Annotated in this window: 25 protein-coding genes, 1 tRNA gene and 2 pseudogenes; 26 read left to right on the forward strand and 2 right to left on the reverse strand. The window is 33.8% G+C overall.

Annotated elements, in window-relative coordinates; all coding sequences use genetic code 11:
* Positions 1 to 2: 2 nt before the first annotated feature.
* The 4 genes and pseudogenes from OTJ99_RS05435 to OTJ99_RS05455 all read left to right on the forward strand — a co-directional run bounded on the left by OTJ99_RS05435 (position 3) and on the right by OTJ99_RS05455 (position 3,189).
* Positions 3 to 1,112, forward strand: coding sequence for an HlyD family secretion protein (locus tag OTJ99_RS05435; protein WP_045164939.1), 1,110 nt, complete (start codon positions 3 to 5; stop codon positions 1,110 to 1,112).
* 27 nt (positions 1,113 to 1,139) lie between these two features.
* Complete coding sequence (locus OTJ99_RS05440) at positions 1,140 to 1,862, forward strand: ABC transporter ATP-binding protein (protein ID WP_045164938.1); 723 nt, start codon at positions 1,140 to 1,142, stop codon at positions 1,860 to 1,862.
* 32 nt (positions 1,863 to 1,894) lie between these two features.
* A pseudogene (locus tag OTJ99_RS13030) lies at positions 1,895 to 3,005 on the forward strand (ABC transporter permease).
* A gap of 97 nt (positions 3,006 to 3,102) precedes the next feature.
* Positions 3,103 to 3,189: transfer RNA gene (locus tag OTJ99_RS05455), tRNA-Leu, on the forward strand.
* A gap of 119 nt (positions 3,190 to 3,308) precedes the next feature.
* Here OTJ99_RS05455 and gltX read toward each other — a convergent pair.
* Complete coding sequence (gene gltX, locus OTJ99_RS05460; RefSeq protein ID WP_045164937.1) at positions 3,309 to 4,757, reverse strand: glutamate--tRNA ligase; 1,449 nt, start codon at positions 4,755 to 4,757, stop codon at positions 3,309 to 3,311.
* Between the two features lie 466 nt (positions 4,758 to 5,223).
* On the opposite strand from gltX, the gene OTJ99_RS05465 reads away from it, so the two are divergent.
* The 7 genes from OTJ99_RS05465 to OTJ99_RS05495 all read left to right on the forward strand — a co-directional run bounded on the left by OTJ99_RS05465 (position 5,224) and on the right by OTJ99_RS05495 (position 11,303).
* On the forward strand, positions 5,224 to 5,385 hold the full coding sequence (locus OTJ99_RS05465) for a hypothetical protein (RefSeq protein WP_157841347.1): 162 nt from the start codon (positions 5,224 to 5,226) through the stop codon (positions 5,383 to 5,385).
* 36 nt (positions 5,386 to 5,421) lie between these two features.
* The gene (locus tag OTJ99_RS05470; RefSeq protein ID WP_157841346.1) at positions 5,422 to 5,841 is read left to right on the forward strand and encodes a hypothetical protein; all 420 of its coding nucleotides are present in this window, start codon (positions 5,422 to 5,424) and stop codon (positions 5,839 to 5,841) included.
* A gap of 56 nt (positions 5,842 to 5,897) precedes the next feature.
* Complete coding sequence (locus OTJ99_RS05475) at positions 5,898 to 6,281, forward strand: Ig-like domain-containing protein (protein ID WP_045164935.1); 384 nt, start codon at positions 5,898 to 5,900, stop codon at positions 6,279 to 6,281.
* A 40-nt stretch (positions 6,282 to 6,321) separates the two neighbouring features.
* Complete coding sequence (locus OTJ99_RS05480) at positions 6,322 to 7,644, forward strand: hypothetical protein (protein ID WP_045164934.1); 1,323 nt, start codon at positions 6,322 to 6,324, stop codon at positions 7,642 to 7,644.
* A gap of 185 nt (positions 7,645 to 7,829) precedes the next feature.
* Positions 7,830 to 8,087, forward strand: a complete 258-nt coding sequence (locus OTJ99_RS05485) for a hypothetical protein (RefSeq protein WP_045164933.1) — start codon at positions 7,830 to 7,832, stop codon at positions 8,085 to 8,087.
* Between the two features lie 115 nt (positions 8,088 to 8,202).
* Positions 8,203 to 10,428 carry an RCC1 domain-containing protein gene (locus OTJ99_RS05490; RefSeq protein ID WP_235374602.1) on the forward strand — a complete coding sequence of 742 codons (2,226 nt, stop codon included), beginning with the start codon at positions 8,203 to 8,205 and terminating at the stop codon, positions 10,426 to 10,428.
* A 500-nt stretch (positions 10,429 to 10,928) separates the two neighbouring features.
* Positions 10,929 to 11,303, forward strand: a complete 375-nt coding sequence (locus OTJ99_RS05495; protein ID WP_235374601.1) for a hypothetical protein — start codon at positions 10,929 to 10,931, stop codon at positions 11,301 to 11,303.
* A gap of 16 nt (positions 11,304 to 11,319) precedes the next feature.
* Here OTJ99_RS05495 and OTJ99_RS13135 read toward each other — a convergent pair.
* A pseudogene (locus OTJ99_RS13135) lies at positions 11,320 to 12,081 on the reverse strand (transposase); the annotation flags it as partial.
* Positions 12,082 to 12,402: 321 nt separating this feature from the next.
* On the opposite strand from OTJ99_RS13135, the gene OTJ99_RS05510 reads away from it, so the two are divergent.
* From OTJ99_RS05510 to OTJ99_RS05580, 15 genes are all read left to right on the forward strand, one after another.
* Positions 12,403 to 13,518 (forward strand): hypothetical protein, encoded by a 1,116-nt coding sequence (locus OTJ99_RS05510; protein WP_045164931.1) that lies wholly within the window; start codon positions 12,403 to 12,405, stop codon positions 13,516 to 13,518.
* Positions 13,519 to 13,526: 8 nt separating this feature from the next.
* A complete protein-coding gene (locus tag OTJ99_RS05515; protein WP_045164930.1) occupies positions 13,527 to 13,889 on the forward strand; it encodes a GntR family transcriptional regulator in 363 nt (120 codons plus the stop codon).
* Positions 13,876 to 14,106 carry a hypothetical protein gene (locus tag OTJ99_RS05520; protein ID WP_235374600.1) on the forward strand — a complete coding sequence of 77 codons (231 nt, stop codon included), beginning with the start codon at positions 13,876 to 13,878 and terminating at the stop codon, positions 14,104 to 14,106. The genes OTJ99_RS05515 and OTJ99_RS05520 overlap by 14 nt, the downstream gene beginning before the upstream one ends.
* Positions 14,107 to 14,273: 167 nt before the next feature.
* Positions 14,274 to 15,977 carry an IS1634 family transposase gene (locus OTJ99_RS05525; protein WP_045164929.1) on the forward strand — a complete coding sequence of 568 codons (1,704 nt, stop codon included), beginning with the start codon at positions 14,274 to 14,276 and terminating at the stop codon, positions 15,975 to 15,977.
* Between the two features lie 54 nt (positions 15,978 to 16,031).
* A complete protein-coding gene (locus tag OTJ99_RS05530) occupies positions 16,032 to 16,598 on the forward strand; it encodes a hypothetical protein (RefSeq protein ID WP_269015431.1) in 567 nt (188 codons plus the stop codon).
* 1 nt (position 16,599) lies between these two features.
* On the forward strand, positions 16,600 to 17,454 hold the full coding sequence (locus OTJ99_RS05535) for an ABC transporter ATP-binding protein (protein ID WP_045164928.1): 855 nt from the start codon (positions 16,600 to 16,602) through the stop codon (positions 17,452 to 17,454).
* Positions 17,455 to 17,628: 174 nt separating this feature from the next.
* Positions 17,629 to 17,979, forward strand: a complete 351-nt coding sequence (gene ylxM / locus OTJ99_RS05540; RefSeq protein ID WP_013403635.1) for a YlxM family DNA-binding protein — start codon at positions 17,629 to 17,631, stop codon at positions 17,977 to 17,979.
* On the forward strand, positions 17,972 to 19,303 hold the full coding sequence (gene ffh / locus OTJ99_RS05545; protein ID WP_045164927.1) for a signal recognition particle protein: 1,332 nt from the start codon (positions 17,972 to 17,974) through the stop codon (positions 19,301 to 19,303). The genes ylxM and ffh overlap by 8 nt, the downstream gene beginning before the upstream one ends.
* A 35-nt stretch (positions 19,304 to 19,338) precedes the next feature.
* Positions 19,339 to 19,584 (forward strand): 30S ribosomal protein S16, encoded by a 246-nt coding sequence (gene rpsP / locus OTJ99_RS05550; protein WP_045164926.1) that lies wholly within the window; start codon positions 19,339 to 19,341, stop codon positions 19,582 to 19,584.
* 29 nt (positions 19,585 to 19,613) lie between these two features.
* Complete coding sequence (locus OTJ99_RS05555) at positions 19,614 to 19,847, forward strand: KH domain-containing protein (RefSeq protein ID WP_011917669.1); 234 nt, start codon at positions 19,614 to 19,616, stop codon at positions 19,845 to 19,847.
* A 50-nt stretch (positions 19,848 to 19,897) separates the two neighbouring features.
* The gene (rimM, locus tag OTJ99_RS05560; protein ID WP_045164925.1) at positions 19,898 to 20,407 is read left to right on the forward strand and encodes a ribosome maturation factor RimM; all 510 of its coding nucleotides are present in this window, start codon (positions 19,898 to 19,900) and stop codon (positions 20,405 to 20,407) included.
* A gap of 2 nt (positions 20,408 to 20,409) precedes the next feature.
* The gene (gene trmD, locus OTJ99_RS05565; RefSeq protein WP_045164924.1) at positions 20,410 to 21,147 is read left to right on the forward strand and encodes a tRNA (guanosine(37)-N1)-methyltransferase TrmD; all 738 of its coding nucleotides are present in this window, start codon (positions 20,410 to 20,412) and stop codon (positions 21,145 to 21,147) included.
* A 102-nt stretch (positions 21,148 to 21,249) separates the two neighbouring features.
* Positions 21,250 to 21,642 (forward strand): 50S ribosomal protein L19, encoded by a 393-nt coding sequence (rplS, locus tag OTJ99_RS05570; RefSeq protein WP_045164923.1) that lies wholly within the window; start codon positions 21,250 to 21,252, stop codon positions 21,640 to 21,642.
* Positions 21,643 to 21,698: 56 nt separating this feature from the next.
* Positions 21,699 to 22,547, forward strand: a complete 849-nt coding sequence (gene ylqF, locus OTJ99_RS05575) for a ribosome biogenesis GTPase YlqF (protein ID WP_045164922.1) — start codon at positions 21,699 to 21,701, stop codon at positions 22,545 to 22,547.
* Positions 22,528 to 23,145, forward strand: a complete 618-nt coding sequence (locus OTJ99_RS05580) for a ribonuclease HII (protein WP_045164921.1) — start codon at positions 22,528 to 22,530, stop codon at positions 23,143 to 23,145. Before ylqF ends, OTJ99_RS05580 begins: the two co-directional genes overlap by 20 nt.
* Positions 23,146 to 23,147 lie beyond the last annotated feature (2 nt).

Genomic DNA, 23,147 nt, shown 5'->3' on the forward strand with positions numbered 1-23,147 from the left:
GGATGATAAAGGCGATATTGCAATCTAAAAACTTTAAGGTATTTTCTACTGTCCTTTTTTTAATTTCAATTTTTACTTTCTTTTTGACAGGGTGCAGAGAAGAAAATGCTGAAGATGTGTACTCATCAACTGTAGAGGTATCGACTATTGATATAAACACTGAGATTGCTGGGAGAGTAGAGAAAATCTTTATTGAAGAAGGCTCTAAGGTTAAAAAAGGTGATATAATAGCAAAGATTGATTCAAACCTTTATGAAATTCAAAAAAATATAGCACAGGCAAACCTTGAAGTTGCTAAATTGTCTGCGGATATCGCTGAGCAAAATTGGGAATTAGCAAAGCTAAAATATCAGCTTCTTTCTAGAAAACCATCGAAATACCAGATTAATCAGATAAAAGAAAATATTCTACAGCTACAAGATATAAAATCAGGAAATGAAAATAACATTGAATTTTTAGAAGAGAACGTAAAAAATTTAGAAAAGATGAAAATGGCTAATTTGGACACAATAAAGCTATTATCAGAGCTAAAAATGCAATTAAATTCCCTAAAGGCTCAAAATAGTAGTGTGACACATCAGATTAATTCATTAGAAAACCAACTTGAAATGGTGAAAAACGAATCTGTTACAGATGAGGATAAAATGATTACTGAGATTTCTGTTGACATTGCAAAGAGAAACTATTTGCAAGCTCTCTCTTATGTAAATATGGCAGAGCAGAACTTAAAAATTGCTGATTTGAATCTGAGAAAGACCACAATTACCTCACCTGTTGATGGTATTGTTTTAACAAAAGGGGTTGACCAAGGACAGTTTGTTGGTATTGGTACGTTTATAGCTCGAATAGGCTTAAGCGACTACTATCTTGAAATATATGTTCCTTCAGCACAGCTACAAAAACTTTCGCTTGGTAAGAAGGTTGAGATTATCTTAGATAGCAACAAAAAAGCGTATGGTGAGATTGTGTTTATTTCTGATAAAGGAGAGTTTACACCAAGGAACGTAGAGACAAAAGAGGAAAAACAAAAAGTGGTTTTTATGGTCAAGATAAAAGTAACAAAAAACAAAGATATTTTAAAACCTGGAATGCTTGTTGACGTGAAAATTTAGTTTTTTAAAAATTTGAGGTGATGATAGGTGGAATATGCAATCAAGGTAGAAGGGCTTACAAAAAAGTTTGGGGAGCTTGTTGCGGTAAATGACATATCATTTAGTATTCCCAAAGGTAGCATCTTTGCCTTGCTTGGGCCAAATGGGTCTGGGAAGACAACCACAATTAAAATAATTTGCGGTGTTTTAAGAGCTACAAAAGGATATGTAGAAGTACTTGGAAAGGATGTCTCAAAATATCCAGAACAAGTAAAGCAAAATATAGGCTATGTCTCTCAAAAGTTTAGTCTATATGAGGATTTAACAATTGTAGAGAACATTGAATTTTATGGTGCGATATATGGCCTTTCTAAGGATGAGATTGAAGAGAAAAAGGCAAAGCTACTTAAATTTTTTGGTTTTGAAGGCAGAGAAAAATCGCTTGTCGGCACGCTTTCTGGCGGAATGAAACAAAAACTTGCCTTTGCTTGTGCAACACTTCACACTCCACAAATCTTAATCTTAGATGAGCCAACAGCTGGAGTTGACCCTATCTCAAGGAAAGAGTATTGGGAGATGATAAGAATTTTTGCAAAGTCGGGCGTTACAGTATTAGTAACCACCCATTATATGGATGAGGCTGAGAGGTGTGACTATGTTGCTTTTATGTTCAATGGGATTTTGAAAGAGGTAGACACACCTGCAAATGTCAAGACAAAGTATTCGTCACATAGTATTGAAGATGTGTTTGTGAAGGTATTCTCACAGTAAAAAGATTGCTTAAGATAGAGGTGAGATTTAAAATGAATGGTTTCTCAATAAGAAGATTTGTTGCCATTGCGAAAAAGGAGTTTATTCAAATTAAAAGAGATAAGGCAAGTTTTGTTATAGCATTTGTGGCACCATTTATTATGCTTATGCTCTTTGGCTATGCTGTCAAGATAGATGTCGAAAATGTGAGCATAGGAATACTTGATATGGCAAAAACTCAGGAGAGTAGAGAACTTATAAAAAAGCTTCAAAATACAAGGTATTTTAAGCCAACTTTTTTTGCACAAAATCAGGTAGAGATAGAAAGTAGTCTTGACAGTGGTAAAATTAAAGCTGCTTTGATTATCCCTTCTGACTTTACAAAACTTCTTAAACAAAACAAAAGTCCTGAGGTACTTTTCATAGTAGATGGGACAGACCCAACAATTGCAAAGACAGTATTTTCAAGTGGTATTTTAACAATGCAAAACTTTGGTCAGAAAAGTTATTTTGCAAGACCTACTGTTGATGTCAGAACACGGGTAAAATACAACCCTTCTATGAAAAGTGAACTTTTTACAATTCCTGGCCTTATGGGGCTCATTATGCAAAATATAACTATAATACTTACAGCCTTTGCAATTGTAAGAGAAAGAGAAAAAGGTACAATGGAACAGTTAATAGTAACTCCAATAAAATCTATCGAGCTAATTTTAGCGAAACTTGTTCCTTATACATTTCTTGGGACTGGGTGACTTTTTAGTTGCGCTCCTGTTTGGAATACTCTGGTTTAATGTACCTGTGAGAGGCAATATTCTTTTGCTGTTTATCTTGGGGATGGAATTTGTCATTTGTGCGCTCATGATAGGAATGCTCATATCTTCTGTCTCAAAAACACAGCTTCAGGCAATGCAGCTTGCACTTTTGTTTTTGTTGCCAAGTGTGCTGCTTTCAGGTTTTATGTTCCCCCGCGAAGCAATGCCAGCTGTGATAAGGTTTATAGGTAATTTTATTCCTCTTACTTACTTTTTGATAATATTAAGAGGGATCATTCTCAAAGGTGTCGGGATAGAATATCTGTGGGATGAGGTCTTGGTGTTAATATTTTTAGGGCTTGTACTTCTTTTTATTTCAATAAAGAGATTTTCAAAGAGGCTTGACTGATTTAAGCATCTTGGAAAAATTGAAAATCTTTTTGGTTGACATCTGGTGGGAGTTTAGCTTAAAATATTATAATGTAAAGAAGAATTTATAAGCTTTTGCGGATGTGGCGGAATTGGCAGACGCGCAAGACTCAGGATCTTGTGGGGCTCTCCCCATGGGGGTTCAAATCCCCCCATCCGCACCAGATGAGAAAATATAAAAAATGACCTCACCAGGGAACAAAGCTGGTGAGGTTTTTATTTTTTGGAGTGATAAAAATAACTATTACTACCATGCAAAACATTTACCAAAGCCAATTTTATTCTACTTATTCAAAAATTTTTCACAAGTTCTCTCTATTCTTTTTACAACCTCTTTCTTACCAAGTACCTCCATCATCTCAAAAAGCCCGGGAGTGACTGTTCTTCCACTTATACAAACTCTAATTGTATGAATAATGTTTGCCGCCTTTACATTTAAGCTTTCGGCTTTTTTACGAACAAGACTTTCAATCTCAGGAGCTGAAAAAGGTTCTAAGTTTTTTAGCTCATCTGAAAGAGATTTAACGATATTGAGATTTTCAGGTGTTAGGTATTTTTCAACTCCTTTTTGATCATATTCGTAGCTATCATCAAAAAAGTATGTGCTTGCATCCACAACCTCGACTAAAGTCTTTACCTTTTCACGAACAAGTTTCAAAGCAGATTTTACATACTCTTTGTCAAACCTCTCAATTTCGATGCCTTTTTTAGAGTAGAAATATTTCATTCTTTCATACAAGTCTTCAATATGAATCTCTTTCAGATAATGACCATTTATCCATGTGAGCTTATTTATATCATATATAGCAGCATTTTTGGACACTTTCTCAAGCTCAAATTTTTCAATAGCTTCATCAAGTCCAATTATTGTTCTATCTTCTCCAGGTGACCAGCCGAGCAACAAAAGATAATTCACAATAGCCTCTTTTAAATAACCATTTTCAAAAAACTCTTCCACAGAAGTTGCACCATGGCGTTTGCTCAATTTGCTTCTATCTGGCGCTAAAATCATTGGAACATGAGCAAATTGGGGCGGGGTTAGATTTAAAGCCTGATAAATAATAAGCTGTTTTGGCGTGTTTGAAAGATGTTCTTCAGCTCTTATTACATGTGAGATTTTCATAAAATAGTCGTCAACCACACATACAAAGTTATACGTTGGATTGCCGTCTGATTTTAATATTATAAAATCATCCAACTGGTCATTTGAAAACTCAACATCTCCTCGAATTATGTCATGGACTACTGTAACACCATCTTGTGGTGCCTTTATTCTGACAACTGCCTTTTCACCATTTTTTATTCTTCTTTTTGCTTCCTCTAAACTTATATTTCTGCATTTTTTGCTGTATTTGTAAGATACCTTATTTTGCTTTGCAATTTCCCTTTCCTTTTCAATCTCTTCTTGGGAGCAAAAACAGTAGTAAGCCTTACCTTCTTCTAATAGTTTATTGATGTACTCCATATAAATGTCTTTCCTTTGAGATTGGAAATATGGTCCAAACTCTCCACCAATGTCAGGTCCTTCATCCCATTCAATTCCAAGCCATCTCAAACTTCTCATAATACCTTCTGCCCACTCTTCTCTTGACCTCTCAAGGTCGGTGTCTTCTATACGCAAAATAAATTTTCCATTGTGTTTTTTGGCAAATAGATAGTTAAAAAGTGCTGTCCTTGCACCGCCTATGTGAAGCTGACCTGTTGGACTTGGTGCAAATCTGACTCTTACCATCTTTTTACTCCTTTCATGCTAAGTTGCGTTTTGATTTGGTATTATAAGTTGTTTAGTTTATAACAGATTGTATTATAACACAAAAATGCTGTTGAGAGAGCTGATTTTTTGAGAAAGAAAATAAATATTTTTTACTTTCAATTTCATAAACTGCACAGAAATTCAAAGAAATAAAGAGCAAATTAAAGCGTGTAGGGGAGCTAGATTTAAAAAATGAAGAGTAAAAAAAAGCGAAAAATGGATGTTGACATAGTATGAAATGTTTGGATAAAATATTAGCATAAAATTAAGTCCAGAAAGTGGACAAATAAGAAGATTTAGTTTATGTATCAAGGAAGCAAGAAAATATTACAAATATGAGGAAAGTGACCAGACTGTTTAGATGTTTTAAATGATTGATAACGCTCATATTGAGCGTTCTGCAAAAAGCTAAATTAAATTTTAAAATTTGGAGGAGGAAAGTGTAATGAATGCAAGAAATAAGAAGTTTTTAAGTATGATTTTAGCAATGTTTTTGGTACTCCAATTTTTACCGTTCAATATGTTTGCTGCTGATGGTGAAGTTCAGATGTCTGGACGGGAAGCTGTTGATTATGCTTTGTTTTCTGCAAGTCGAGAGAGCGCATAATTACTGAATGGTTCAAGAATCAGCATAAAGGGTGATGTGCATACTAATGCGGACTTTGTGTGTCAAGGTTCAGAGCTTGTTATTGACGGTGTATGTGAAGCTTCAGGTAAAGTGAGTGCAAAGAATGCAAAAGCTTTAATAACCAAAGAAATTGAATGTGCACCCATTATTGATATGTCAGATTATACTACTGAGATTAAAACAATAGCAAGTGAAAATACTGAGGTATTTGAAGCTGACCAGAAATACCATGGGAACAGTATAGTATTCGAGAAATCTATCATTGCTAATGGGAGTATTTTTGTAAATGGTTCGAAATTTACAACTAATGACTATATAATAGCAACGAAAGATATTTCAATTAATGTGGTGAAAAGTGAAATTGGCTTTAAAGATGGGAGTGTTATTTGTTCTGAAACAGGTAATATTACATTTAATGATTCTGGGTTAATATAAAGGGTATCATTTATGCGCCCAAAGGAACTGTTACTATTTATTCGGGAATATTTACTTTGAAAGGAAAGATATTGGGAAATAAAATAATTTTTAGAGGAAGTACTTTAAATGTACAGAGTAGCAAAGAGGATATAGATTTAATTTACAGAGAAACAGATATAATTTTTGATCAAATTCGAAATGAATATGAATGCAATATTGAACATAAAATATCATTTACGATAGTGGACAAGTTTGGCAAACCAGTACCGAATGTTATCTGTTCAATAAGTGTTACAGGCAATGCAACTGCACCAAGTTCTGTTACGACCAATAGTGATGGAAAAGCAACTATTGTTATTTCGGATAGTATGAATGAATCAATTACGCTAACAATAAGATTAATGGTAGTTTTGAAAATGAACTTATTGGGTGGCAAACGGACGGAGATGGGAGAGTAACAACTGGGCTTGGCTTTGTAAAGCCGACAGATGGAGCAAGATGGGGATTATTTCAACAGGTTTAGGCTATACGTTAGAACATGGTGAGCTAAAGCAAAGAATATTTATACCTGAATATGCCAACAAGTTAATATTTGATTGGAATGTTTTATCAGAAGAATTTTTAGAATGGATAGGTTCACGCTACGATGATCCATTTGTTGTAACAATAACCTTAGAGGGTGAAAATGGGCAGGAGGTTAAGATTTTAGATTTGGACATAAATAAAATAGCTTCAATGTTTAATGCGACAGAAACTAACGGTGGGAATTTAATAAATGTTTCACCTGAGATAGTGTTTGATAAAGGCGATGTATGGATGACAGACTGGCAGACCACAGAATTTGATGTAACACCATTCAGAGGGCAGAATGCAGTTTTGAAATTTAGCGTTAAAGATGCGGTTGATACCATATATACGACAGCTGTGTTGATAGATAATATTAGATTTGATGTAAATTACGGATATTCAGGGCGACCAGTAGAAGTTGATCCACTGATGTTTAGCAAAGATTTTAGCAGGGGTATTTTTAATAACACAAAGGGAATAAGTTATATATTTTATGATCCAAAAAACTTTAAATCACAAGCAGAGTTTGCGAGAAAATGGGTTAGATTTAAAAATGGATACAAGAGTATAGAACAGGTTAAAGCCATCCAAGTAGAAACAGAGGAAGTATTTGTGAGGGAATGGAATAATATGAGAGATGAAGGGATTGACAACGTAATTTTGTTTTTTCACGGTAAGTATTATGCTATAGTGATAAATAATGATAGAGACATTGATGGTGATAAAAAAACAGATAAAGAAAACCTAACAGTCAATCCAGACGGGAAGACACTACATGATGATTTAGCAACTGAAATAAGGAAATTAAAGGAAAAGAAAATAAAGGAACTAGTACTGCTAAGTTGCAATAATGGTTTGCTTGATGCTATAGACACAAAAGCAACAATAAGTGAAAAAGATAAAAAATTAGTTACCCTTGGTAACGTGGCACAGGCATTTTTAGAAACGCAGAATGTTGAGAAAGTAGAGGGGTTTGATGGTTCATTGAGTTTTTTCGGGGGCACATGTTTTCCAAGAATTGCTTTAGACCAGAGTTCTTTTTACGAACAGCTCGAGCAATTAGAGAATTATAAAAGGCACAAAAATTTTCCAAGGCCGGTTGGACTCTCGTATAATCCTTTCGGAATAAAAGTATTACCTGTTGGGAAGGTCATATATTTTAAAGATAGAAATGGAAAGACGAAATGTTCATATAAGTGTGATAAATTTTTAGTAGAGATAGAGGTGATAGGTAATTATGATGGAAAAGAGTGAAAGCAAAAAAGGGATGGGTTGTTGGATAATATTAACAATCAGTGTAGGTATGTTTATTTTTTTGGTGGTATATATATCCTATTATACCTTTTGAAGTTAAAACTTATTATGTTGGTTGGATAGAGAGTGACAAAGAAATAGAAAAAATTATTTGGCGAGACGAGCTTATAGAAGACGAAGTTAGTATGTTATTAAGGTTAGGAGATGATAAAAATAAAAGCTATCGTATCCAGAAACTATTAGAAAAACTGAGAAAGGTGGATAGTAATAAATATAGATTGGCAATAGTCTATGGTTCACGAATTAAAAGAATTAAGAAATCAATGGACAATATTTGTACTTTTGATGTGTTAGAATTTGAAAGAAATATACCTGAAAACAAAATTCATTATTACTTAATAGACAGAAGAATCACTGCAACAAATTTTGATCTTTGGAGATAAGTATAATTGGTTATAGTGCCAAATTAGCATGCTGAATGTTATTATACAAAATGTTGTAATATAAAATATAAAAAGGTAAAACTATAATTAATTTTGGTAGAGGTGCAAAATGAAAATGAGAAAAATAAAGTATGCAGTATTATTGTTTTTAATTTTTAGTTTTCTAAGTATGACCTTATCAAATGCAAATTCAAAGAATAAAGAAAACAGCAAAGAGTTGCAGGGAGAAAATTTTAAGGTTATTTCATCAGGTGCCGGGAGTCTTCACACGTTGGCAATTAAAGATGATGGAACAGTGTGGGCATGGGGATATAATGGTTTTGGGCAGCTTGGCAATGGCACATATAAAGATTCGTGTATTCCTGTTCGTGTTAAGGGGCTCAAGGATGTGGTGGCAGTATCAGCAGGGACGTTTCATTCTTTGGCGTTAAAGAAGGATGGGAGTGTATGGATTTGGGGTCATACTAACTATGGACAGAGAAAAAGCGATGTATATAGAGATTTTACAACACCAGTGAAGGTAAAAGAACTAAAAAATATAGTTGCGATTGCAGCTGGGTGGGATTTTTCATTGGCTGTTGGTTCTGACGGAAGCGTTTGGGCATGGGGTATAAACAATCATGGGGAGCTTGGAATTGGGAGTTTAAAACCATCAGCTGTTCCAGTAAAGGTGAAAGGGTTAAAAGATGTAGTAGCAGTTTCAGCAGGACTTTATCATTCATTGGCACTGAAACGTGATGGTACTGTTTGGAGTTGGGGATATAATGAAGATGGTGAGCTCGGGAACAGACCAACTGAAGATTATACTGTTTCTGTTCCTGTCCGTGTAAAGGGATTATCTGATGTTATAGCAATCTCAGCAGGTGGTTTTCATTCTATAGCACTAAATAAAGATGGCGCTGTTTGGATTTGGGGTGGAGGTATAATTGAGAAAAATGGGAAAATAGATAATTCATATATTCCTGTACGTATAAGATGGTTAAATAAGGTTGTAGCTATTGCTGCCGGTTATCGTCATTCAATAGCATTGAAAGATGATGGGACAGTATGGGTATGGGGACATAATTCTTATGGTGTGCTTGGTAGTAATGTTGGTGAGCATTCATTTTTGCCTGTTCAGGTTAAGGGTTTAAAGAACGTTGTAGCAGTTGCCGCAGGCAGATTGCATTCAGTTGCTTTAACAAAAAATGGTACTATTTGGGCATGGGGGAATAATGCTTTTGGTCAGCTGGGAAGAGAGAATAATAGCTTTTCTTTAAATCTTCCATATAAAGTGAAATGGCTTGACAATGTTGTAGCAATTGCTGCGGGTGGTTCTCATACGTTAGCAATAAAAAGAGATGGAACAGTTTGGTCATGGGGTGCTAATAACAAAGGTCAGCTTGGTAACGGGACTTATAAATCTTCGTATATTCCTACGTGTGTAAAGGGACTGAATAATGCTGTGTTAGTGGAGGCTGGATCTCAACATTCATTAGCAGTAGATAAAGATGGCACTGTTTGGGTATGGGGATTTATTGAAAGTGTGTGGAGTGAAAAAAATACTAAAGATATATTATCTCCACTACCAATAAAGATTGGAAAATTAAACGATATTACGGAAATAGCTGGTGGATTAGATTACATATTGGTTTTAAGAAAAGATGGGAACATATGGGGGTGTGGTAATGATTTTTATTTTCGCAAATTTACCGACAGTTCAGTAAGTTCTGTGACTAAATTAATACGTTTAGATAATATAAAAAATGTGAGGTCAATTGCAGCAGGTTACTTTCATTCATTGGCTGTGAGAACTGATGGGACTGTTTGGTCATGGGGTGATACTAATTTAGATAATAAAAAGAAATATCTTAATTTTTCAGAAAAGCCAGTTAAAATAAAGGGATTGAGTGGAGTAGTAAAAGTAGCGGCTGGTAAATATCATTCTTTGGCTTTGAAAAAGGATGGTACTGTTTGGAGTTGGGGATATAATGCTTATGGTCAGCTTGGGAATGGGACAAGAGAGACATCTTTTGTTCCTGTACGTGTGAAAGGTCTAAACAATGTAGTAGCAATTGCTGCAGGGGATTACCATTCAATGGCACTGAAAAAAGATGGAACTGTTTGGGTATGGGGTTCAAACATTAGAGGGCAGCTTGGTAGAAGAAATATAGAATTTTCAACAATTCCTTTAAAAGTAGAAAAGCTTGACAATGTTGTGGCAATTGCTGCAGGAGATACTCATTCAGTAGCGCTTAAAAAAGATGGAACAGTATGGGTGTGGGGGATTGAATGTGACAGAGATCTTAGCAAAGAGATTCTTTCCTCTTCATCTATTCCGGTACAAATAAAATTCAGATGAAGATTGAGTATTAGACTATAAATAATTTTGTATAATAGACAAACAGCAGAATGTCAAGAGGTAGGGGATATAATATACCAAATAAAAATAACATTCAAATTTTACTTAATTCAGCTTTTAAGAAGTATTTAGCTTAACTTATTGGTATTAGTAAGTGTTTTATTTATGGTTTTCGGAATAAAAGTATTACCTGTTAGGAAGGTCATATATTTTAAAGATAGAAATGGAAGGATGAAATGTTTATATTGGTGTGATAAATTTTTAGTAGAGATAGAGGTGATAAGTAATTATGATGGAAAAGGGTGAAAGCAAAAAAGGGATGGGTTGTTGGGCAATATTAACAATCAGTGTAGGTATGTTTATTTTTTTGGTGGTATATATATCCTATTATACCTTTTGAAGTTAAAACTTATTATATTGGTTGGATAGAGAGTGACAAAGAAATAGAAAAAATTATTTGGCGAGGCAGTTTTGTAGAATATGAGGTTAATATGTTGTTAGTGTTAGGGTATGATAAAAATAAAAGCTATCGTGTCCAGAAACTATTAGAAAAACTGAGAAAGGTGGATAGTAATAAATATAAATTGTTAGTAGTCTATGGTTCACGAATTAAAAGAATTAAGAAATCAATGGACAATATTTGTACTTTTGATGTGTTAGAATTTGAAAGAAATATACCTGAAAACAAAATTCATTATTACTTAATAGACAGAAGAATCCCTGCAATAAGTCCTGAATTTTGGGGGATAAGAATAATTGATTATAGTACCAAAATTAGTTTGTTAAATGTTATTGTACAAAATGTTGTAGATATTTATTATGGACAATCAATTAGGTTGTTGAATAATAAATATTACCAACAATACATAAAATAAACAAAAGTTTTTGATTTCATTCATAAGTAAAAGAAAACTTCTTACCTTCTAATTTTCTAAAAAGTTGCTCAAATAGAAAAGTAATTAATATCCAATCAATAAATCTTTTATGATTTCTAAATTCCTTGAGCCTCACATTCTCAGGATTATATTCTCCTTTTAATTTGCTAAATAGTCTTTCAATCTTTGTTCTCTGCTTGTATAGCTTTTTACCCTCTTCAGTTTCTAAAAATCTTATGTTCTTGCTTCTAAAACTATTGCTAACATTGTTTTTATTTTTCTTGTTTCTTTTATTTATCCCAGCAACAAATTTAACTTTAAGCTTATTTGCTATATTAAATCAGCTGCTACAATCGTATCCCGCATCTGCTAAAACAATCTCACAACTCAAGCCCCATGCCCTATACAAAAGCTCTTTTTGTCTTGAGTCATGTTCGTTTGCTGTTGCTAAAATTCAGAAAAGTGGTATTACTTCTTCTTTACCTGCACACAAAAGATGTAATTTGTATCCCCTGAAAAATCCTATTGTAATATGTATACATATTTTTGCTTCTAAATCATTTTTGGCACTTCTCAGCGACGGCGAGTCAACTTTTGCTATACTCATATCAGGTTTTATTTCAGCTATTACTATGTCCTTTATATCTTGCATGCATTCTTTCTATATTGTTCTTGACAACTTTGCAAAATATGAATAGTTTGGACTTTCTTCCATACCTATTGCTCTTTTAAACTCTGTGTCTTGGTTTATTCGATATTTTAATTCTCTGAAATTTTTCCCCCTTGTGTTTTGTTGTGATTTTCTCTTAAATTAAAATTATAACACAAGAGGGGTATTTTCTTTTGTTGCTACGTTTACTATAACATGGTTATTTCTTTTATTCAACAACCTCAGGATAGAAATAATTTCATATAATACATTATATCATAATTACATTTATTAGAAATATTAGTTTAGAATTCCGTTTATCCATATCAAAAGTACTCGGAATATATAATTTAAAAATTTTAAAAATCATCGAAAAATACAGGTGACAGAATCAAATTTTAGTGTTATATAATTATATAACACTATAAAAATCAAACAGGAGGGTAGGTTATGCATTTTAATCAAAATGTTTTAGGACTTATTGGTTTGCTGGTGGTCATTTTTTTCATTGTACTTGGGCTTTTCTATCTTATATCCAAAAATAGCTCTAACATATTTCAGATTAAAAAATTTTACACAAGCCAAACAATGAGACTTGTTTTATCACTGTTGTCAATTTTATTTGCATGGATTTTTCCATGGACTGCATTAAAGGTTTTATTTGTACTAAGTTGCATTTTGTTTTTATTTAGTATTTTTCCAATAAAGAAAACCTCTTTTGGAATGGTTATTGCTGTAGCCTTAGTCACATTGGTTATTGTTGGTTTAATTATATCTCAACTTCACTACTATTCTTCTGATAAGCAAGATTATAAGTTTTCTGGGTTATCAAAAAGTATTTCACAAATAATTTCTGATGTGATTACCAGCAGCGACTTTATTGAGGTTTATCATTCAATCACTTATTCTCCAGACCAGAATATGTCAATTAAGAATTTTGATGAAATTGTAATTACCTGTTCAGGCGGAATAGATTTAGAACTCATTGATGATGAAGATACCATCTATTTTCCTTCAGTGCTCAAAACAAAAGTTTCAGGAAAAACTTTGAAAGTCTTTGACAGAAATACAGAATTTGATACAACATATGAAATAAGACTTGGTACAAAATCTTTGAGAAATGTGAAAATTTCCTGTAGAGGGCTAAAAACAAGAGGGAATGGGAAGTTCAAAAATCTAACAGTAAATTCAGATGGCAGCTTTATTCAAGGGCAGATTGAAGCAACAGATGATATTTCTATAGACTGTGCAGGGCTTGAGCTGAGAGCTGATTTTAAGGGGAAGCATTTGAAGGTTAATTCTTCTGGAGCAGATATAAATTCACAGTTGATATTTGACAAAATTGAAATTGATTCAACAGGATTGAATATCAGGGCAAAAGCAAGGTTTGAGGAGTTTGATATTAATGCAACAGGATTGAATGGATCAATTAATATTTTAAATAGCGAAAATGAAAAGGGCATTTTGAACATTGAAGCAACAGGTGGTATTGTAAAAATCAATAACCTTTACAGTGCACCTGTTACAACCAAAACTTCAGGTTATGTAAAACTTATAAGAGAGTGATGATTAAAATGCTGAGAAAAGTTGATAAACACAGCGGTGTTCCTGCATACGTGCAGATTGTCAACATGATTAAATCAGAGATAATACTTGGAAATCTTCAGCAAGGTTCACAGCTTCCAACTGTAAGAGAACTTCAGGCAATTTTTGATGTGAATATAAACACAGTCTTAAAAGCACTGGAAAAACTAAAAGCCGAAGGTTTTATTGAAGCAGAACAGGGGATTGGGTATTTTGTGAAGAAGGATATTGATGTTGATAAAAAGATAATTGAGATAATAAAAGAGTGTGTTAGGGAACTTAAAAGTCATCAAATAGATTTTTACACAGCCGTGATTTTATTTGAGGAGGTGTGGAAAAATGAAGAGGTTTGAATTTTCAAGAATTTTAAATTTTAACATCGAAGAAAGTCTAACAAAAATGGATATTTACATTGGAAAAGAACTAAAAGAAAAAACAGGTCAAATACTATTTTTCACGCTAATATTGTTTATACCGAGTTTTACCATAAGAGTTATTGGCATAATACTTCTATGTTCTGCAATGCTTGTAAATGATATCTTGACTTTGTCAGTTAAGAGGTGTTTTTGAGCTAACAAAAAATAACAAAGTCTTAATTTATGCGGGTTTCAAGAAGAGAAAAATAAAAAATTTTAAAAAATGTAGGGACAAATTTTAGCTTAATATATACTGAATTTGCTTGACTTTTTAAATATTTTGTGGTACAATATAACAAACTATCTTCAAGGAGTTGCCATATGTTTGTCAAAATTACTAATGCTGGCGGTTATCAGTATGTTAGGTTAGTCGAAAATTACCGTGAAAATGGTAAAGTAAAGCAAAGAGTACTATTTAACTTTGGTAGACTTGATATTCTCAAAGATGACCCCGCTTTTAAAAACATTGTAAAAAAACTATCTGATATTGTCGCTGAAACAACTACTGAGAATGCAAAAGCTGTTACTATTGAATCTGAAGAAGATATTTCGGATGCAGTTGTAAAAAACTGGGGATACATTGTATACAGAAAGTTATGGCAGGAGCTTGAAATTGATAAGTTTTTAAAAGGGAAAGCAGCAAAAGAGAGAAAGATAAAATTTGATGTAGACAAAGTAAGTTTTTTAATGACCATACAGAGATTGATAGAGCCAATGAGCAAACTAAGAACTTATCATCAGAGAAGCAAATATTTTGGATTTGAAGAGGATATAGATTTGAATCAATTGTACAGGTGTTTAGATTTTCTTGACAGTGTAAAAGAAGATTTAGAGACATACCTGTATCAGAGAAATAAAGACTTATTTAAGATGGTAGTTGATGTAGTGTTTTATGATGTGACGACAATATACTTTGAGAGTTGTAGAGCGGATGAACTTAAAAATTTTGGGTTTAGCAAAGACAACAAGGTAAATGAAGTGCAAGTTGTATTAGGGCTTTTGGTGGACAAAGAAGGCAGACCGATAGGGTATGAACTTTTTCCTGGTAATACGATAGATAGCAAGACGATGGTAAAGATACTGAGGAAGCTGAAGGAAAAATTTAGTATAGATAAGATAATAATAGTAGCAGACAAAGGGCTTAACAGCAGAATAAATTTAAAGATGATAAAAGAAGCTGGGTACGACTATATAGTAGCAAGCAGATTAAAGAATGCAAGTAAAGAAATTTTAGATGAAGTTTTTAATGAAGAAGGATATAAAAGACTTGATGGCAAAAGATGTTTGAATGCTGAAGAAATTTATGGTGATGAATTCAAATATAAGGTATTGGAAAGAACAAATATTGTCAAGGATGAAGAGGGTAAAGAGTTCAAAATAGAAGAGAATTTGATAATAACGTATTCAAGCAAGAGAGCCAAGAAAGACAAAGAAGACAGAGAGAGATTGGTAAGAAAAGCCAAAGAGCTTTTAGAGAACAAAGGAAGCATAACAGCCTTAGAAAAGAAAGGTGCAAGGAAATATTTGAAGAAGAAATCAAAATCAGAAGAATATGTATTGGATGAGGAAACGATAAAACGAGATGAGAAATTTGACGGTTATTATGCAATTCAAACGAGCAAAAAGGATATGGATGTAGAAGAGGTTTTAGGAGCATATCACGATTTATGGAAGATAGAACAGTCATTCAGAGTAATGAAAAGCTGTTTAGAAGTGCGACCGATATATCACTTTACAGAAAGCAGAATAAAAGGACATTTTGTGATATGTTTTTTGGCATTTTTACTGCAAAGGACATTGGAATATATTTTGAGGAGAAAAGGTAAAGGAATAAGTAGTGAAAGGATAATGGAAGCAATATATTCAATGAACTTTTTTGAAATAGAGATAAAAGGGAAGAAATATTTGATAAAGCAAAGAATTGAGGGAGGAGCTGGAGATATACTGAATGTAATGAAGATAAAGGGTCCAAAAAACTTCATGACATATGAGGAAGGCTTAGAATTTATTGGTATTAGCAAATGATGTAGTGACAAAATTGAGGTCCATATTTTGTCAATCCCAGTCCTCCCAAGCTTTTTGAGCTTCAAACTGACAAAGTCAAGAGAAAAAACAGGTCAAATACTATTTTTCACGCTAATATTGTTTATACCGAGTTTTACCATAAGAGTTATTGGCATAATACTTCTATGTTCTGCAATGCTTGTAAATGATATTAAGAATAAAAATGTTGAGCTTTTGTATTTTTTGCCGTTCTCAAAAAGAGAGCTTTTCCTATATAATCTAATGTTTTTAGTTCTTATAATTTCAATAACATCGGCAGCTGATAAAATATACTATAACCTGACCATTTTAGAAGGGTTACTGGTTATTTTAAAAACAATCATTGCGCTTTTAGCAATTTACGGGATAAGTATGTTATTCACGACATTAGGACATGATGGTTTTATTTGGAGTATTGTAATAACAATTGCAGATGCTTTGCTGGGAGATTTAGGCTCAACTAATTTGAATGCAGCTGATTTTAATCCATATAGTTTAATAAGCTTTACAAAGCAGGGAAGCATGATTTTAGCCTTTTTGTATGCTGCTCTGATTTGTTTTTTTGCTTATTTTGCATATGTAAAAAAAGGTGGTGAGAACTGAAATGATGGTAGTAGAAGTCAAAAATTTGAGCAAGAGAATAGGTGACAAACAAATTTTATCTGATGTGAGTTTTACTGTACAAAAAGGTGAGATATTGGCTCTTGTTGGACCAAATGGGGCTGGTAAAACAACAACTCTAAAGTGTATAATAAATGCAGCTTCCAGAGATACCGGAGAAGTTTTGATTTTTGGCAAGCCTTTTGAGCCTTCTTTAAAGAAGAACATAGCATTTGTTTCTGAGCACAGAAAAGTTTTTTCAAGGTTGGCATTAGGTGATTACTATAAGATGTATCAAGCCTTGTATCCAAATTGGGATGATTTATTTTTCAAAAATTTTCTTTCGCGCTATGGGTTTAGTACAAATCAAGAACTTTCTAAATTTTCAATGGGTCAAAGAACGCTTATCCTTGTTATCTTAGCATTGGCAACAAATGCAGAGCTGGTGCTTTTAGATGAACCTACTCAAAACCTTGACCCAACTGTAAGATTTGAGTTGATACAACTTATAAAACAATATGTTCAAGAGAAAAATATAGCAGTTATTGTGTCTTCACACGAGATTTTTGAACTTGAAGAGTATGCAACAAATATTGCGATAATCAAAAATGGCAGAATTTTGTACTGCGATTCAATTGATGATGCTAAACAAAAACACAGAATAGTTTCTTCAATGGCAAACTTGAAGGATGCAGAAGTTATAGGTTTGCTTGACGGTGAGGTTTTAGTAAGAACTGAGAAGGATATGGGAGAATATCCCCGATTAAATCAAATTATAATTGGCTATTTAAGAGGAAAAGAAGGTATGCAGGAAATTAAAAGTGGTTATTGCCAGATAACAGATTTGAATTCCATATAAGTTTGCCTTGAGTTGCCTGAAAAAGTGTAGCACCTTTGCCCTTAAAGTTGCGAGCAAAAATGGCGAAGGTGCTTTTTTGTTGTTGAACACAAAAAATTTTTGACAAAAGATCAGAAGTTTATTATCATATAATAGTGTCAAGTTTTTAAGCTTTACAGAGAGATGAAATTAAAAATGCAGCAAGAAAATAAGGTATATTTGAGCCTTCTTTACGATTTTTATAAGGACTTTTTGACCGAAAGACAAAAAAAGATTATAGAGCTGTATGTAAATGAAGATTTAACCTTGGGAGAGATATCAAAAGAACTTGGCATATCACGGCAGGGTGTTTTTGATGCATTTAGAAAAGCAGAAATAGCCTTAAAAAGGTACGAGGCAAAGCTCAAGCTGGCAGACAAGTATTATAAAAACAGGAGCATAATTGAAGAGGTTCTACAGAAACTAAGGAGAATATACGAAAGATACAAAGATGAAGAGATTATGAGTATAATAAATAGTATTCAGGAGTGGCAAGAAGATGTTTAGTAGTCTTTCTGAAAAACTGCAGGATGTATTTAAAAAGCTGAGAGGTAAGGGCAAGCTCACAGAAAAGGATATCAAAGACGCTATGAAAGAGGTAAAGCTTGCGCTATTAGAGGCTGATGTAAACTACAAAGTGGTAAAAGATTTTATCAACACTGTGACACAAAAGGCTGTGGGAGAAGAAGTTTTAGAAAGCCTTACTCCTGCCCAGCAGGTAATAAAGATTGTATACGACGAGATGGTAAACCTTCTTGGTGGAAGTGACACAAAACTTACATTTTCACCAAGCGGATTTTCTATCTATATGATGGTAGGGCTTCAAGGTTCTGGTAAGACCACCACAGCTGGAAAGCTTGCCGGGCTTTTAAAAAAGCAGGGCAAGAACCCTTTGCTTGTTGCCTGTGATATATACAGACCTGCTGCAATAAAACAATTAGAAGTTGTTGCACAAAAGGTTGGAGTGAAATGTTTTGCAGATTACAACAGCAAAGATGCTGTTAAGATAGCAAAGGAAGGCATTGAGTTTGCAAAGGCAAGCAGGTGCGATGTTGCCATTGTTGACACTGCAGGAAGACTTCACATAAATCAAGAGCTTATGGACGAGCTGGTTGCAATCAAAAATGCAATAAAACCGACAGAAATTTTGCTTGTATTAGATGCCATGACAGGACAAGATGCTGTGAATGTTGCTGCAGCTTTCAATGAGCAGCTTGGCATAGATGGAATTATTATGACAAAGCTTGACGGTGACACACGAGGCGGAGCTGCTCTTTCTGTCAAAGCTATAACTGGCAAACCAATAAAGTTTGCCGGTGTTGGCGAGAAGATGGAAGATTTAGAGGCTTTTCATCCCGACAGGATGGCTTCCCGAATACTTGGAATGGGAGATATTTTGACTTTAATAGAGAAAGCTCAGGAAGCTATTGACCAGAAAAAGGCTGAGGAGCTTGAAAAAAAACTCAGAAGTATGCAGTTTACTCTTGAAGATTTTTTAGACCAGCTAAAGCAAATAAAAAAGATGGGACCTTTATCTCAGATTATTTCCATGATACCTGGCGTTAAATTAAAAGGTGATGTGGATTTTGATGCTGGCGAGAAGGAACTTAAAAAAATAGAAGCAATCATAAATTCCATGACAAAAGAAGAACGCCAAGACCCAAGCATTATTAATTCCAGCAGAAAAAAAAGAATTGCTATGGGTTCAGGTACCACTGTTCAAGATGTAAACAGACTTTTGAAACAGTTTGAAGACATGAAAAGGATGATGAAGCAGTTTTCAAATTCCAGCTTTGCTAAGAAAGGAAAATTTAAATTTCCTTTCATGTAATATATAATAACTTTTGAATAGGGGAGGTGATATGTGTGGCAGTAAGGATTAGACTCAAGAGGATGGGTGCAAAGAACAATCCATTTTATAGAATTGTTGTTGCAGACTCAAGAAGTCCAAGAGACGGGAAGACAATTGATGAAATAGGATATTATAATCCTCTCAAAAACCCTGCTGATATCAAAATTGATGTTGAAAAAGCAAGAAAATGGCTTTCACATGGTGCTCAGCCAACAGACACTGTAAAGATTTTGCTCAAAAAAGCTCGGGTAATTGAATAATCCATTTTTACAAGGAGGGAGAACTTGACATGCTAAAAGATTTAGTTGAAGTCATAGCAAAGTCTCTTGTTGACAACCCAGACCAAGTAAAGGTTAGTGAAATCCATGGTGAGCAATCTGTGATAATAGAATTAAAAGTTGCACCTGAGGACATGGGCAAGGTAATTGGCAAGCAAGGTAGAATTGCAAGAGCTATAAGGACAGTTGTCAGAGCTGCAGCAAGCAAGGACAACAAAAGAGTTATTGTTGAGATTTTACAATAAAAGAGTTAGGCAAAAGTTTGCCTAACTCTTTTTTAAAAAGGTGAGTGAAGATGTACAAGTACCTCCAGGTGGGCAAGATAGTAAACACTTTTGGTCTTAAAGGTGAAGTGAAAGTAATACCTCTTACAGACAGTCCTGACAGATTTTCTGAGCTTGATTATGTTCTTTTAGAAGACAATCTTTCTCAAAAACTTACAATCGAAAGGTACAGAGTGAAGGATAATATTGTTATTATGAAGTTTAAAGAGATTTCCAGTATAGATGAAGCACAAAAACTCAAAAACCGTTTTTTAGTGATAGAAAGAGAGAGGGCTAAAAAACTTCCAGAAGATACCTATTTTATATGCGACATAATTGGGCTTGAGGTTTATGATTTAGATGGGAGAAAGCTTGGCAAGGTGAAAGACGTCTTGCAGACGGGAAGCAATGATGTGTATATCTGCCAAAGCTATATAGGTAAGAAAGATTTGTTAATCCCAGCTTTAAAAGATATTGTTAAAGAAGTGAATATCGAACAAGGGTATATGAAAATAAAGGTTATTGAAGGGTTGTTAGATTAAAGATGGTATTTAAGGTTTTGACCCTGTTTCCAGAAGTGATTTTACAAGCAACAAACTTCAGTATTTTGAAAAGGGCACAAGAAAAAGGTTTAATCAAAATTGAGGCAATAAATATAAGGGATTTTACACAAGATAAACATAAAAGAACAGATGATTATCCTTATGGCGGCGGATATGGAATGGTTATGGCTGCCCAGCCAATAATTGATGCATATGAGAGTATAAAGTCTGATAAACCTCACAGAGTGATTTATCTTACACCTCAAGGGAAAAAGTATACACAGGATGTTGCAAAGGAGTTTTCAAAAGAAGAGGAGCTTGTCATCATCTGTGGGCATTATGAGGGGATAGACCAAAGAGTTATTGATTTGATTGTGACAGATGAAATTTCGATAGGAGATTATGTGTTAAGCGGAGGAGAGTATGCAGCTCTTGTTTTAATTGATTCTATATCAAGGCTTGTTGAAGGTGTTATTGAAAAGAAATCTGTAGAAGAAGAAAGTTTCTCTAATGGTCTTTTGGAATACCCACATTACACAAGACCATATGAATTCAGAGGGCTGAAAGTGCCTGAGATTCTTCTTTCTGGGAATCATGAGAAAATAAAAAAGTGGCGAAGGTATCAAAGCCTTTTAAAGACAATTAAAGCAAGGCCAGATCTTATAAGTGCTGCTAATTTGACAAAGGATGATATAGAATTTTTAATAAAATATTGTGAGGGTCAAAAAAATGTGTTATAATTACACATGTTCATTTTGGGCTATTTCCCAAATGAAAATAGATGGTCCTCTGCAAACATGGTTTGCAAGAACATTTTTGTGTGGAAGGAGGGAAAATAATAGATGGATATTATTAGAGAAATTGAAAGTGAAATGCTGAGAAAAGATATTCCAGATTTTAAACCAGGTGATACAGTAAGGGTATATTTTAAAGTTATTGAAGGTGGAAGAGAAAGAGTGCAAGCTTTTGAAGGACTTGTCATAAAGAGGAGAGGAAAAGGACTTTCGGAAACTTTCACAGTTAGAAGAATTTCATACGGTATTGGTGTTGAAAGAGTATTTCCTCTTCACTCACCAAGGCTCGAGAAGATTGAAGTTATAAGAAGAGGTAAAGTAAGAAGAGCAAAACTTTATTATATCAGAGAGAAAATTGGTAAAGATGCAAAGATAAAAGAGCTTATTGAAGTACCTCAAAAAGAAAATACTGATAATACTCAGGAAGAGACTAATGCTTAGAGTTAAGCTTAGTCTCTTTTTTATATTTTTATTTACAAAAAGGGAGGCTTTATAATTTGATTGTTCAATGGTACCCGGGGCATATGCAGAAGGCAAAGAGAGAAATTTCTGAGCTTAACAAGTACGTAGATTTGTATCTCATCTTGCTTGATGCAAGAGCACCTTTAAGCTCACGAAATGAGCAGTTAGAAGCGCTTATAAAAGACAAACCCAAGATTTACCTTTTAAACAAAGCTGACTTAGCTGATGAGAAGAAAAATAATCAATTTTTGAAGTATTTTGAATCAATCAACCAAAGAGCACTTTGTGTTGATTCTTTAAAAGGTACAAACGTAAAAAATATATTCAAAATCGCCGAAAATTTATTAAAAGATAAAATTGAAGAGGCAAGGCAAAAAGGAAGAAGAAAAATAATAAGATTTGGTGTTCTCGGAATTCCAAATGTGGGAAAATCTACACTTATTAACAAAATAACAAACTCCTCTAAGGCAAAAACTGGAGACAAACCGGGTGTTACGAAGTCTAAGCAGTGGATAAAGATAAATGACTATTTTGAGATGTTAGATACGCCTGGTATCTTGGTGCCAAAGCTTGAAGATGATTTGGTTGCTATAAAGCTTTGTGCTATAGGAAGTATCAAGGATGAGCTATATGACAAGGAACTTGTCGCAAAAAAAACTATAGAGATTATCAAAAAAGATTATTGCGAACTTTTGAATAAAAAATACTCTCTTGACTTTTTGAATATGTCTGAAGATGAGTACCTTACTGAGATTGGTAAAAAAAGAGGCTGTGTTGTGAAAGAAGGTAGAATTGATACCTTAAAAGCTGCTAGTTTGTTTTTAGAAGATTTGAGGAAGGCTAAAATTGGGAGGATTACGCTTGATGAAATTGGGGATAGATGAAAATTATTTTGAACTTGAAGAGAGCTTGCTAAAAGAAGGGTATAGATTCATCTGTGGAGTTGATGAGGCAGGAAGAGGTCCATTGGCAGGACCTGTTTTTGCTGCTGCTGTCATAATGGATAGAAATAGAATAATTGAAGGTGTGAGAGATTCGAAAAAGCTAACTCCTAAAAAAAGAGAAAAGCTTTTTGAAGAAATTTTGAAAGAGAGTATCACATATTCGGTTGCGATGGTTGACAACAAAACAATTGATGAGATAAATATAAACAACGCAACATTTTTAGCAATGAAAAACGCAATAGAAGCTTTAGAGGTTGTCCCTGACATAGTTTTGGTTGATGGTTATGAGATTCCTGAGTTAAATCTTCCTCAGAAAGCATTGGTAAAAGGTGATAGAAGGTCATATTCTATTGCATGTGCATCTATCTTGGCAAAGGTTTCAAGAGACAGGTTTATTACTCAAATTTCTTCTTTGTATCCAATCTACAAGTTTGAAAAGCACAAAGGATATGGTACAAAAGAGCATGTACAGCTTATTTTAGAATATGGTCCCTGTGAGATTCACAGAAAATCCTTCTTGAAAAATATTCTCAGGTGATT

Origin of the sequence: Caldicellulosiruptor naganoensis, assembly GCF_026914285.1 — a bacterium.
GTDB classification, from domain to species: domain Bacteria; phylum Bacillota; class Thermoanaerobacteria; order Caldicellulosiruptorales; family Caldicellulosiruptoraceae; genus Caldicellulosiruptor; species Caldicellulosiruptor naganoensis.